The organism is Variovorax sp. PDC80 (assembly GCF_900115375.1).
Taxonomy (GTDB): domain Bacteria; phylum Pseudomonadota; class Gammaproteobacteria; order Burkholderiales; family Burkholderiaceae_C; genus Variovorax.
This window is the reverse complement of record NZ_FOWG01000018.1, coordinates 159458-172411: the sequence shown is the minus strand read 5'-3', so window position 1 is coordinate 172411 and position 12954 is coordinate 159458. Positions and strand designations below refer to the sequence as shown.

The window sequence follows — 12954 nt, the reverse complement described above, 5'->3', positions numbered from 1 at the left end:
CCCGAGAGCGTGAGGCCGATCCACACGCCGCTGCCCAGGATCAGGAACAGCGAGAGGATCAGCAAGCCGGCGATGGCGATGTCACTCATGGCGCAAGGCCTCCCCGTCGGCGCGTTGCGGCCGGCCGTTCCATTCGATGAAGAACTCGTCCACCGCCGCGACGGCGAACACCAGCGCGCCGAGCGCCATCGACAGCTGCGGAATCCACAGCGGCGTGGCGTCGTTGCTGGTCGAGATGTCGTGGAAAGCCCAGGACTGCCACACCAGCCGCACGCAGTAGAAGGCGAACAGCACCGCCAGCAGCGCGCCGGCGCCCATGGCCCAGCGCTCGAGCCAACGGCGCACGCCGGCGCCGAGGCTGGAGAGCACCAGCGTCACGCGGATGTGCTCGCCGCGCTTGAGCGTGTGGGCCAGCGCCAGGAAGCCGCTGGCCGCCATCATGTAGCCCGCGTAGGCATCGATGCCGGGCACGTTGAAGCTCAGTTGCCGGCCGAGGATGGACAGCAGCACCATCACCAGCAGCGCGAACAGGAAGAACGCGGCCAGGGCGGCGGCGCTGTCGTAGAGGAAGTCCAGGGACCTGCGCATCGAGGCTGCCCCGGAGGCCGGGACACTCGCCTGCATGGTGTTCGCATTCATCGGTGCAGCCGCGCGCGCTCACATCTTCCGGTAGGCGTCGACCACGGCCTGGCCCTCGGGGCCGGCCTTCTCGACCCATTCCTTGAGCATCGTGTCGCCGACCTTCTTGAGGTCGTTCTTGAGCTGTTCGGACGGCGCGAGCACGGTCATGCCGTTCTTCTTGAGCAGGTCGAGGTACTCGACGTTCTTCCTCTTCGACAGCTCCCAGCCGCGCTTCTCGGCCTCGGCCGCGGCCTTCAGCAGGCCTTCCTGCACGGGCTTGTCCAGCGCTTCGAAGGCCTTCTTGTTCACCAGCACCGCGTTCTTCGGCAACCAGGCCTGGGTGTCGTAGAAGTTCTTGATGTACTCGTAGGTCTTGGTGTCGTAGCCGGTGGAGCCCGAAGACATGTACGACTCGATCACGCCGGTGGCCATGGCCTGCGAGAGCTCGGCCTGCTGCACGGTCACGGCCTGCGCGCCGACCAGTTCGCCGATGCGCGCGGTGGCGGGGCTGTAGGCGCGCCACTTCACGCCCTTGAGGTCGGCGGCCGAGGCGATCGGCTTCTTCACGAAGATGCCCTGCGGCGGCCAGGCCACCGTGTAGAGCAGCTGGATGCCCTGCTCGGCGAGCTTCTTGTCGAGCACGGGCTTCTGCGCCTGGTAGAGCTTCCAGGCCGCGTCGTAGCTGTCGGCCAGGAAGGGAATGCCGTCGGTGCCGAAGACCTGCCATTCGTTCTGGAAGTTGACCAGCAGGATCTCGCCGAGCTGCGCCTGGCCGCCCTGCACCGCGCGCTTGATCTCGGGCGCCTTGAACAGCGAGGCGTTCGAATGCACCGTGATCTTGAGCTTGCCGCCGGTCGCCGTGTCGACCTCCTTGGCGAACTGCGCGATGTTCTCGGTGTGGAAGTTGTTGGACGGATAGGCGGTGGGCAGGTCCCACTTGGTCTGCGCGAGCGCGGAGGCGGCCAGGCAGGAAAGCGCGACGGCGGCAAGAGACGTTCGGAACATGAAAAAAGATCCTCCAGGAAGTGGCATGGCCGGGTTGATGGAAAACGGTGCGGCGTGATCCGGGCGCAGTCCCCCGGCCTGCACATCCCGATGCAAGCCCCGTGCCAAATAGATGAACAATTTCAAACTACCAAGGCATGCCGTTCACACGAATTGTTGAACAATGCTAGTGCGCATGCCCAACAATGATGCATGCTGAAAACCCGAATACGTGCGCAAGGGATGCCGCGGCGCTTCGGCCGCGGCCCTGACATTTGCTAAGGGAAACCCCGTCCTGCCGCCGGGGGAGCCGCTTCGATACTCCAGTGGTCGTTCCCCCTCGGCGCGCCCCGCGGCCGTCTCCCGCAGAAGCACAACATCCAGACCATGGCAGGCAAGAACTCGCTCCACCCGATCCCCCATCCCGCCAAGAAGCCCTTCGTGGGCAACCTGCTGTCGATCGGCTCCGACTCCCCGGTGCTGGACATGTGGAAGATCGCCCAGGAGCTCGGCGGCATCTACTGGCTGGACATGCCGGGCATGCCGGTGATCGTGGTGTCGTCGCCCGCGCTGGTCGACGAACTCTGCGAGGAGGCGCGCTTCGACAAGAGCACGCGCGGCGCGCTGCGCCGGCTGCGCGCCGCCTCGCACGGCCTGTTCACCTCCGACACCCACGAGGAGACCTGGTCGAAGCCGCACAACATCCTCTTGGCCAACTTCAGCCAGCGCGCGATGCAGGCCTACCACCCCATGATGCTGGACATCGCGGGGCAGCTCGTGACCAAGTGGGAGCGGCTGAACTTCGACGAGGAGGTCGACGTGGTGCGCGACATGACCGCGCTCACGCTCGACACCATCGGCCTGTGCGGCTTCGGCTACCGCTTCAACTCCTTCTACCGCGAGGGCTTCCATCCCTTCGTCGACGCGATGGTGCGCACGCTCGAGACGGTGCAGAACCGGCGCGGCCTGCCGCTCGAGGAGCTGATGCTCAAGAAGGAGCTGGCGCAGCAGCGCAAGGACATCCGCTACATGCACAAGATGGTGGAGGACATCATCGAGGAGCGGCGCGCGAGCGGTGCCGACATCGCGACCAAGCCCGACCTGCTGAGCTACATGATCGCGGGCGTGGACAAGAAGAGCGGCGAGCAGCTCACCGACAAGATGATCCGCGACGAGTGCATCGAATTCCTCATCGCGGGCCACGAGACCACCAGCGGCCTGCTCTCGTTCGCCATCTACTTCCTGCTGAAGAATCCCGAGGCGCTGGCCAAGGCGCAGGCCGAGGTCGACAACGTGTTCGGGCCCGACACCTCGCTCAAGCCCACCTACGCGCAGGTCAACCGGCTGCAGTACGTGATGCAGGTGCTCAAGGAGTCGCTGCGCATGTTCCCGACCGCGCCCGCGATCTCGATGCGCGCGAAGGAAGACACCCAGATCGGTGGCCAGTACACGATCAAGAAGAACAACATGGTCATCATGCATGCGCTGGCGCTGCATCGAGACAAGGGCATCTGGGGCGAGAACGCCGACCAGTTCGATCCCGACAACTTCAGCCGCGAGGCCGAGCGCGAGCGCCCGGTCAACGCCTTCAAGCCCTTCGGCAACGGCCAGCGCGCCTGCATCGGGCGCCAGTTCGCGCTGCAGGAGGCGGTGCTGACCTTGGGCATGATCCTGCAGCGCTTCACCCTGGTGGACCACACCGGCTACAAGCTCAAGATCAAGGAAGCGCTGACCATCAAGCCCGAGGGCTTCAGGATCAAGGCGCTGCTGCGCGACCCCGCGACGCGCCCGCGCGGCAACATCAACGACGCGGCCGCCGCGCCGGTGCAGCCCGTGCAACCGGCGGCGCGCAAGCCGCAGGCCGCGCGCCACGGCACCTCGCTGCTGGTGCTGCAGGGCTCCAACCTCGGTACCGCCGAGGACCTGGCGCGCCAGCTCGCCGAGGCCGGCGAGGCGCGCGGCTTCTCGACCCAGCTGGCCTCGCTCGACGACTACGCCGAGCGGCTGCCGGCCAACGGCGCGGTGGCCATCGTCTGCGCCTCGTACAACGGCGTGGCGCCCGACAACGCGGCCGAGTTCCACCGCTGGCTCGACAAGGCCGACGACGCGCTCAACGGCGTGCGCTTCAGCGTGTTCGGCTGCGGCAACACCGACTGGGCCGCCACCTACCAGGCGGTGCCGCGGCGCATCGACGAGCGGCTCGAGGCGCTGGGCGCCACGCGCGTGCATCCGCGCGGCGAGGGCGATGCGCGCGAGGACATGGACGGCGCGTTCCAGGACTGGAGCGACGCGCTGTGGCCGGAGCTGGTGAAGGCCTTCGACATCAAGACCGGCGCCGACACGCCCGCGCAGAGCGAACCGCTCTACACGCTCGAGGAGCTGCCGCCGCCGCAGAACAACGCCATCGTCGACGCGCTGGGCGCGGTGGCGCTGCGCGTGATCGAGAACCGCGAGCTGCAGCACGCCGGCGGCGAGGCCGGCCGCTCCACGCGCCACGTCGAGCTGATGCTGCCCGAGGGCCTGGTCTACCGCGCCGGCGACCACCTGAGCGTGGTGCCGCGCAACAGCCCGAAGCAGGTCGAGCGCGCGATGGCGCGCTTCGGCTTCGACCGCACGGCCCATGTGCGGCTGCATGCGATCGCGGGCCGCAAGCCGGCGCTGCCGGTCGAGCAGGTGATCGCGGTCGACCGCCTGCTGGGCGACTACGTCGAGCTGCAGGACGTGGCCACGCGCAAGCAGATCGCCACGCTCGCGGCCTACACCGAATGCCCGTTCACCAAGCCGAAGCTGGTGGCGCTGTCGGGCAGCGACGAGGCCTCGCAGGCCGCCTACAAGGCCGAGGTGCTGCACAAGCGCAAGTCGCTGCTCGACCTGCTCGAGGAGCACCGCGCCTGCCAGGTGCCGTTCGCCGTGTTCCTCGAGATGCTGTCGCCGCTGTCGCCGCGCTACTACTCGATCTCCTCCTCGCCCACGATGACGCCCGGCAAGTGCAGCGTGACGGTGGGCGTGGTCAGCGGCCCGGCCAAGTCGGGCCTCGGCACCTTCGAGGGCGTGTGCTCCAACTTCCTGGCGCGCGCCGAGGCCGGCGACACGGTGCACGGCGTGGTGCGCGAGACCACGGCCGAGGGCTTCCGCCTGCCCGAGGACACGCAGCGCCCGCTGATCATGATCGGCCCGGGCACCGGGCTGGCGCCGTTCCGCGGCTTCCTGCAGGAGCGCGCGGCGCAGGCCGAGGCCGGCACCGCGCTCGGCGAGGCGCTGCTGTTCTTCGGCTGCCGCCATCCCGAGCAGGACTTCATCTACGCCGAGGAGCTGAAGGCCTGGTCGCACCGCGGCCTGATGAAGCTGCACACCGCCTTCTCGCGCGCGGGCGAGCGCAAGGTCTACGTGCAGGACCTGATCCGCGAACAGGCGGCGCAGGTGTGGGCGCTGCTCGAGGCCGGCGCCGTGGTCTACGTCTGCGGCGACGGCTCGCGCATGGAGCCCGACGTGCGGCGCGCGCTGTCCGACATCGCGCGCGAGCACGGCCAGGACAGCGCCGCCTGGATGGACCGGATGATCGCGGACCAGCGCTACGTGCTCGACGTCTGGGCCGGCAGCTGAGGCGCCCCTCGCCGCGCGAAAAAAGTTGGAGCAATTGGACTAACTTTCCGCCGGTTCTGGTTTTTCACGCCTAGACCCTCCCGCCGAAGATCGGCCTCTCGCGAGATCCACGGGATCCGCGATCCGATCAACAACCGGGAGGCATGGCGAATGCTCAGGGCAGACGAACCGCTGCGCGCGGCGGTGGTGGACGGCGATGCCGTCCGGGGTGCGGCGCTCGCGCAGCGCATGGCGCGGCGCGGCTACGGCGCGATGCCGTTCCACGGCGCCACCGGCCTGCTCAAGGCGCTGCAGGGCGGCTGGCGCTTCGACCTGCTGCTGCTCCATCCCGAACATGAAACGGCCTGGGCCGACCTCTCGGCCGCCTGCAGGCTGCGGCGCATGCCGATGCTGCTGCTCGCCGAGGACTCGGCCTGGCGCACGCCGCCCGCCGTCGAGGCGCTGTGCCATGGCCACGGCCTGGTCGACTTCGCGCCGCTGCCGCTGGCCGACCACGAACTCGAATGGCGCCTGCGCGCCCTGCTGTCGCGCTCGCGCACGCCGGCGCGGCCGAGCGCCGGGGCACAGGAGCTGGTCTGCGGCGACTACCGCCTGCTCGCGCACGAACGGCTGGTGCTGCGGCGCGGGCGCGAGGTGCGCCTCGATCCGCGCGAGTTCGACCTCGCGCTGATGCTGTTCCGACACCTCGGCCAGCTGCTGACGCGCGAGTTCCTCTGGATCGCGCTGTGGAAGCGGCCGCCGCACGAGGGCGCCCGCGCGCTCAACATCGCCGCTGCCAGCGTGCGCAAGAAGCTCGGGCTGCAGGAGGATGGCGGGCTGGTGCTGCGCGCCGCCTACGGGCGCGGCTACATGCTGCAGGAAGTGCGCTCGCAGGCGGAGTTCGCCTGCGAGCCGGCCGGCTACGCCGAGGCCTGAAGGCTCCGGCGGCGGACCTCAGTTCGCGCGGTCGGGATCGGGATAGACCAGCGGCCCCAGCAGGCCGCGGTTGAAGGGCTTCCAGCCACCCTCGGGCTGCGACAGCCGGTCGGCCAGCGCATAGAGCACCGCGGGGTGCGCGCCCAGGCCCAGGTGGCTCGCGATGACCTCGATGTTCTCGGACTTCGGCCCGGTCTTCTCGATGCTGCAGCGCCAGGCCACGACGCCGTCGGTGCGGCTGAAAATCGAGGTAGTCGGCACCGAGGGCGTGGGCTGCACGAACTTCATGCGGCGCGGGTCGTGCGAGCTCTGGCCGCTCACGCCTTCGTAGACGCGCCAGGCATTGGTGGCACGCGGGCTGCCCGAGAACGGACTGCCGAGCGTGACCACGCTGCGCACCACACCGGGATGCGCCGACGCCAGCAGCCGCGCATACACGCCGCCCAGGCTCCAGCCGACCAAGCTGACCTTCTGGCCGCTGTCGTCGTGCAGCTTGTGCAGCAGCTCGACCATGCCGTCCTCCACGCCTTCGCGCGGACCGAAGTTGCGGCCCAGGCCCCAGCCGTGCGCGTCGTAGCCGCGGCTCGCGAGATAGCGGCGCAGCACCAGCGTGGAGGCATCGCCGGCCACCAGGCCCGGCAGCACCAGCACCGGATGGCCATCGCCGCGCGGCGTGAGCTGCAGCAGCGGCCACATGGCGAGGCCCGCGCCGGTTTCCCAGAGCGCGCGGCCTTCGGCCAGCAGCAGCAGGCGCGAGGGCGGCGAGATGTGTTCACGGGTGGCGGTGGTCATGAGCGGGTCCTTTCTTGCGTGTCTCTGCGCTTCTGTTGGTTCTTCATTGCCAGTCTCGGGTTCCGCCGCGAGGCCCCCCGTCGGACGGTGTCGTCTGTTATCCGAGGTATTTCGCCCTCAGGTAATCGAGGTAAGCCCTCGATTCGCCCGAAACATAAGGAGAAACCAGGGTCAGCGTGTAAAAAGCCGCCAATCCCGGATCGGCCTGCGCCAGCGCGTCGCGGCCCGGCACCAGCCGTTCGAACGACAGCCAGCAGGTGGTGGTGAACACCATCTGCAGCGCCAGGATGCGCGCCTGCTCGGCACTCGTTTCGATCACGCCCGAGGCCACCAGCCCTTCGCACAGCGACTGGGCCGCCAGCAGGTTCTGCGCGGTCAGGGCCTGCGCGCGCTGACCGAGCACCGGGTACTCGCTCGCGAGGAAGGCCATGTCGCGGTAGATGAAGCGGTACTCGTTGATCGCCTCGAAGCGCAGGTGCAGCGCGAGCCACAGGTCGTCGATGGCCGCGATGCCGGCCGAGGAGCCGTTGAGCGATTCGAGCCTCTGCTCGAAGCGCCGGAACAGCCACTCCACGATCAGCTGCTTGGCCTTGAAGTGGTAGTGCAGGTTGCCCGGGCTCATGCCGAGCTCGGCCGCGATCTTGTGGGTGGACACCGCCGCGAGCCCCTGCTCGTTGAACAGCGCGAGGCTGGTCAGCAGGATGCGGTCGCGCGTGGTGTTGGAGCCGGCCACTGGCGGTTCTGCGGGTCGTGCGGGAATCGATCAGCGCTTGCCGCCGCGCGCGGCCTGCTCGAGGCGATCGAGCCGCTCGGCGAGCGCCGCGATCTGCGACTGCAGCGCCTGCACCTCCTCGGCCGTGGGCATGCCCAGGCGCTGCAGCGCGGTGGCCACGCGCTGGTCGAACACGTCCTCGAACTTGCGGATGCCGAAGCTGTCGAGGCCCGGGAAGCCGCGCGTCAGCACGGCCTTGGCGCCGCTGGCTTCCTCGCCGCCCTTGCCGCCGATGCCCAAGAGGCCTTCGATCACGTTGGTGACGCTGGCCTGCCGCTTGGCGACGTCGTTGCGCACGGTGTCGAGCGCCTTGAGGCCGGCGCGCAGCAGGCCTTCGCCGGAGGACGCGGGCTTGGTGCCAGTGCCCGCCGTACCCGCCGTGCCTGCCTTGGCCTTGGCGGCGCTGCGCTTGCGCGGCGCCGCGGCCTTCTTCGCGGGGGTCCTGGCGCCGGCGGTCTTCTTCGCGGGCGTCGCCTTCTTCTTCAGTTCTGCGGGTTCATCGCGGCGGGTCGCCATGCATCACTCCAGGGGAACTCGGTACCTTCGACGGTACCGCAAAAGAAAAAGGCGCCCGAAGGCGCCTGCGGAACTCAGGCCGCCTTGCGGGCGGCAGCGCGGCGAACCGGCTTCTTGACCGCGGCGGCCTTGGCCTTCACGGTGCGCACGGGCTTGGCCTCCTCGCTGCCCGCGACGCGGACTTCGATCTGCCTGGCGCCGGCGGCGATGCGATCGGCGATCTGCACCGACACGGTCGCGAAGGGCTGGTTCACGGCCGACAGGGCGTTGATCACCGAGGTGGCGACCGGCGACTCGACCTGCGCCACGCGGTTGGCAACCGATTCGATGCCGCTGGTGGTGCCGGTGGCGACACGGTCCATCACCGAGACGATGCGGCCGGTGTCGATCTCGAGGCGGTTGGCCAGGAAGCCATTGACCTTGGCTTGCGCGCCGATCAGGTTGGCCTTGATCTTGTCGTTCACCAGCGGCAGCTCGCGCTGGCCGAGGAAGTCGCTGTAGCGCGAGGCGGCGCCGTCGAGCAGGCGCTGCACGCCGGTGCGGTAGGCACCGACCAGGGTCTTGCCGGCGTCGTTGTACTGGCCGATGACGTGGACGGCGGCGGAAGCGATGGAGGTTTGCGAGGTGGACATGGGTTGTTCCTGGAAGTTGATCGGTCGCGGGATTCGCGATGGGGTGATCTTCTTCCCAAGGGCCTAGGCCTGAAAAACTAGAAGCGTCGGAAAACTAGTCCAACTGCCCCAATTTTTCGGGCCCGGGCGATCCTCAAGCGGCGGCGGCCGCGGCGCGTGGCGCGCTCTTGCGCGCGGGGGCCTTTCGGGCGGGGGTCTTGGCGGCGGGCTTCGGGGCGGCCTTGGCGGGGGTCTTGGTGGCGGCCTTGGTTGATGTCTTGGCCGCCACCTTCTTCGCGGGCGCCTTCGTGGCCGCCGGTGCCGGCGTCTTCTTCGCCGCGGCCTTGCGCGCCGGAGCCTTCTTCGCGGGTGCCTTGGCCGCGGGTTCCGCATCGGCGGGCGCCTCGACGACGGCCGCGGGCTTCGGCGCCGGCGCACCGGCCACCGACGGATGCTTCTGCGTCAGCTCCATCAGCAGCTTGTGCTCGGCCAGCAGGTAGTCGCCGATCTCGGTGATGTCGGGCACGGCGCGGCGGCAGGCGATCAGGCCGTAGTCCATGCGGCCGTTGTAGCTCTGCACCGTGACGTTGAGCGCGGTGCCGTGGCTCGCGATCGACACCGGGTAGTAGCAGGTGACCAGCGCGCCCGCGAAGTACATCGGGAACGGCGCGCCCGCCACGTTGGAGATCGCCACGTTGGCGGCCGGCGGCAGCATGTTGACCAGGCCCGAGCGGCCCACCATCGAGGCGATGCCCGACACCAGCCAGGGCGCGGCGAAGGTCGGGAAGTCGTCGAGGATCACGGCCTTGAAGCGGTTCATGGTCGACTTCGAGGAGGTCGACGAGGCATTGATGGCCTTGAGCCGCTGCAGCGGATCGGTGATGTCGGTGGCCAGGCTCACGAGGATCATGCTGGCCTGGTTGTTGGCCGTGTCGTCGCCGGCCTCGCGCAGGCTCACGGGCACGCCCGCCACCAGCGGCTTGGCCGGCAGCTCGTTGTTGTCGGCCAGGTAGTGGCGCAGCGCGCCGGCCACGGTGGCCATCACCACGTCGTTGAGCGACACGCCGAAGTGCTTGGCGATGTACTTGGTCTCGGCCAGCGAGATGGTGCGGCCCGCGAAGGTGCGCTGGTTGGTGATCGAGACGTTGAGCGAGGTGCGCGGCGCGAACAGGTTGAACTTCTTCGGCGCCGTGGTCGTGAGCTTCTCGGCCGCCTTCTCGTCGGGCTTGGCCAGCCCGCTGATGGCACGCACGATGGCCGGCGCCATCTTGAACAGCTTGACGTACTGCTGCGCCGTGTTGCGCAGCGCGGCGCTCGCGAGTTCGGCCATGCCGAGCTGGTAGCCGCTGTTGCGCGGGCGCGAGCGCGGCGGCTTCACCACGCGGCCCGTGGCCTCGAGGTCGAAGATGGCCTTGCCCACTTCCACGCCGGCCTGGCCGTCGATGCCCGCGTGGTGCACCTTGGTGTAGAGCGCGACCTGGCCGCTCTTGAGGCCGTCGATGATGTAGAACTCCCACATCGGCCGGCTGCGGTCGATCAGCGAGGAGTGCAGCCGCGCGACGTACTGCTGCAGCTGCCGGTTGGTGCCGGGCCGCGGCAGCGAGATGTGGCGCACGTGGTAGTCGAGGTCGATGTCGTCGTCCTCCACCCACACCGGGTTCGTCATGTCGAAGGGCATCAGCGCGAGCTTGCGCGTGAACACGTCGGCCAGGTGGATGCGGCTGGCCATGAACTGCTTGGCATCCTCGTAGAAGTCGCCCTTGTAGCCCTTGGGCAGGTCGAGCACGTTGAGCGAGCCCACGTGCATCGGCATCTCCGGTGTTTCCAGATGCAGGAAGGTGGCATCGAGACCGCTCAGGTGTTTCATGTGTTGTGTCTCCTAGGTCGGGGAATGCCGTCGCATTCGGCTTCGGCAGGATACCGTGCGGCCGCTGCGCCGGGGGGCCGCGCCCTTCAGTGTTTCCACCGGGGAGCGCACCCGGGTTTGCCCCGAGCGATGTTCTGGGACCGGCCGCGGGTAATGCGAAAGGTCCATCCGACGCGGGGCCTTCACGGTGCGTTCGTACACTGTGTCCATGACCTCTTCCCCCCGCCCGCAAGCGCAAGACCAAGACCCCTTCCTCTGGCTCGAGGACATCGACGGCACGCAGTCCCTCGACTGGGCCAAGGCCCGCAACGCCGAGACGGTGCAGCGCCACGCGCAGTCGGCGCGCTTCAAGCAGATCGAGCAGGGCCTGCTCGAGGTGCTCGACTCCGACGACCGCATCCCGATGGTCTACAAGGTCGACACCCTCTACTACAACTTCTGGCGCGACAAGGCCCATCCCAAGGGCCTGTGGCGCCGCACCACGCTCGAGGAATACCGCAAGCCGCAACCGGCCTGGGAGACGGTGCTCGACCTCGACGCGCTGGCCGCGGCCGAGGGCGAGAACTGGGTCTGGCACGGCGCCGACTGGCTCTACCCCGGCTATGGCCGCTGCCTGCTGTCGCTCTCGCGCGGCGGCGCCGATGCCGACGTGGTGCGCGAGTTCGACCCGGTGCGCAAGGCCTTCGTCGAGGGCGGCTTCGCGCTGCCGGAAGCCAAGAACACCGTGGCCTGGAAGGACATCGACCACCTCTACGTGGCCACCGACTTCGGCCCGGGCTCGATGACCACCTCGAGCTATCCGCGCATCGTGAAGGAGTGGAAGCGCGGCACGCCGCTGGCCGAGGCCGTCACGGTCTACGAGGCCGACACCGAGGACCTCTCGGCCTCGGGCTGGCGCGATGCCACGCCGGGCTTCGAGCGCGACTTCGTCTCGCGCGCCATCGACTTCTACGACAGCGAGACCTGGGTGCGCGCGGCCGACGGCACGCTCGCCAAGATCGACGTGCCCGACGATGCGGTGACCGACATCACTCGCGAATGGCTGCTGATCGAGCCGCGCAGCGACTGGGAGGTGGGCGGCGCCAGCTACAAGGCCGGCTCGCTGCTGGCCGCGAACTTCGACGACTACATGGCCGGCGCGCGCGAACTCACCTTGCTGTTCGAGCCCACCGACACCAGCGCGCTCGACAGCCATTCATGGACGCGCCATCACCTGATCGTGAACGCGATGCACGACGTGGTGAACCGCATCGAGGTGCTCACGCCGCCGGCCGACGGCAAGGGCCCGTGGCAACGCGAGAGCCTGGGCGGCGCGCCCGCGCTGTCGACCATCGCGGCCGGTGCCATCGACGAGGACGAGAGCGACGACTACTTCCTCACCGTGAGCGGCTTCCTGCAGCCGACCACGCTCTACATCGGCACCCTGGGCCAGGGCGAGGCCGAACCGCTCAAGCACAGCCCGGGCTTCTTCGATGCCTCGCGCTACACGGTCAGCCAGCACTTCGCGCGCTCGCAGGACGGCACGCGCGTGCCCTACTTCGAGATCGCGCCCAGGGACCTGGTAGCCAACGGCCGCAACCCGACCCTGCAGTACGCATACGGCGGCTTCGAGATCTCGCTCACGCCCAGCTACAGCGGTGGCATCGGCCGCGCCTGGCTCGAGCAGGGCGGCGTGTACGTGGTGGCCAACATCCGCGGCGGCGGCGAGTACGGCCCGCGCTGGCACCAGGCTGCGCTGCAGCAGAACCGCCTGCGCAGCAGCGAGGACTTCGCAGCCGTTTCCGAGGACCTGATCGCGCGCGGCATCACCTCGCCCGCGCACCTGGGCGCCATGGGCGGCAGCAACGGCGGCCTGCTGATGGGCAACATGCTCACGCGCCATCCGGAGCTTTACGGCGCGATCGTGAGCGAGGTGGCGCTGCTCGACATGCGCCGCTACACGCAGCTGTCGGCCGGCGCCTCGTGGATCGCCGAGTACGGCGACCCCGAAGCGCCAGAGGAGTGGGAATGGATCCGCCACTTCTCGCCTTACGAGAACGCGAAACCCGACGCCAAGTACCCGCCCTCGCTGTTCACCACCTCGACGCGCGACGACCGCGTGGGCCCGGTGCATGCGCGCAAGATGCATGCGAAGCTGGCCGCGCAGGGCCACGACACGGCCTTCTACGAGAACCTCGAGGGCGGCCACAGCGCGGCCTCGGACAACAAGCAGTCCGCCTTCATGGACGCGCTGGGCTACGCCTACCTGTGGGACCACATCGCCTGAGCGGCGG

General features: G+C 68.9%; 10 protein-coding genes. 3 read left to right on the top strand and 7 right to left on the bottom strand.

From position 1 onward, the window contains the following. Nucleotides 1–81 precede the first annotated feature (81 nt). Both BM109_RS36935 and BM109_RS36930 read right to left on the bottom strand, forming a co-directional pair. Entirely contained in the window at nucleotides 82–588 is a 507-nt protein-coding gene (locus tag BM109_RS36935; RefSeq protein WP_093354449.1) for a TRAP transporter small permease, read from the bottom strand. Between the two features lie 69 nt (nucleotides 589–657). Continuing rightward, nucleotides 658–1626, bottom strand: a complete 969-nt coding sequence (locus BM109_RS36930; protein ID WP_093354446.1) for a TRAP transporter substrate-binding protein — start codon at nucleotides 1624–1626, stop codon at nucleotides 658–660. 366 nt (nucleotides 1627–1992) lie between these two features. Here BM109_RS36930 and BM109_RS36925 point away from each other — a divergent pair, with 366 nt between their 5' ends. Further along, complete coding sequence (locus BM109_RS36925) at nucleotides 1993–5208, top strand: bifunctional cytochrome P450/NADPH--P450 reductase (RefSeq protein ID WP_093354443.1); 3216 nt, start codon at nucleotides 1993–1995, stop codon at nucleotides 5206–5208. Between the two features lie 150 nt (nucleotides 5209–5358). Beyond that, the gene (locus BM109_RS36920) at nucleotides 5359–6123 is read left to right on the top strand and encodes a winged helix-turn-helix domain-containing protein (RefSeq protein ID WP_093354439.1); all 765 of its coding nucleotides are present in this window, start codon (nucleotides 5359–5361) and stop codon (nucleotides 6121–6123) included. A gap of 18 nt (nucleotides 6124–6141) precedes the next feature. On the opposite strand, the gene BM109_RS36915 is transcribed toward BM109_RS36920, so the two are convergent. The 5 genes from BM109_RS36915 to BM109_RS36895 all read right to left on the bottom strand — a co-directional run bounded on the left by BM109_RS36915 (nucleotide 6142) and on the right by BM109_RS36895 (nucleotide 10681). After that, nucleotides 6142–6915 (bottom strand): esterase/lipase family protein, encoded by a 774-nt coding sequence (locus BM109_RS36915; RefSeq protein ID WP_093354437.1) that lies wholly within the window; start codon nucleotides 6913–6915, stop codon nucleotides 6142–6144. Nucleotides 6916–7012: 97 nt separating this feature from the next. Beyond that, complete coding sequence (locus BM109_RS36910; protein ID WP_093354434.1) at nucleotides 7013–7648, bottom strand: TetR/AcrR family transcriptional regulator; 636 nt, start codon at nucleotides 7646–7648, stop codon at nucleotides 7013–7015. A 30-nt stretch (nucleotides 7649–7678) separates the two neighbouring features. Next, the gene (locus BM109_RS36905) at nucleotides 7679–8203 is read right to left on the bottom strand and encodes a phasin family protein (RefSeq protein WP_093354432.1); all 525 of its coding nucleotides are present in this window, start codon (nucleotides 8201–8203) and stop codon (nucleotides 7679–7681) included. Between the two features lie 74 nt (nucleotides 8204–8277). Further along, complete coding sequence (locus BM109_RS36900) at nucleotides 8278–8835, bottom strand: hypothetical protein (protein WP_057594027.1); 558 nt, start codon at nucleotides 8833–8835, stop codon at nucleotides 8278–8280. A gap of 133 nt (nucleotides 8836–8968) precedes the next feature. Then, nucleotides 8969–10681 (bottom strand): WS/DGAT/MGAT family O-acyltransferase, encoded by a 1713-nt coding sequence (locus tag BM109_RS36895; protein WP_093354429.1) that lies wholly within the window; start codon nucleotides 10679–10681, stop codon nucleotides 8969–8971. Nucleotides 10682–10889: 208 nt separating this feature from the next. Between BM109_RS36895 and BM109_RS36890 the strand changes: the two genes are divergently transcribed. Next, nucleotides 10890–12947 (top strand): prolyl oligopeptidase family serine peptidase, encoded by a 2058-nt coding sequence (locus BM109_RS36890; protein WP_093354427.1) that lies wholly within the window; start codon nucleotides 10890–10892, stop codon nucleotides 12945–12947. Nucleotides 12948–12954: the final 7 nt, after the last annotated feature.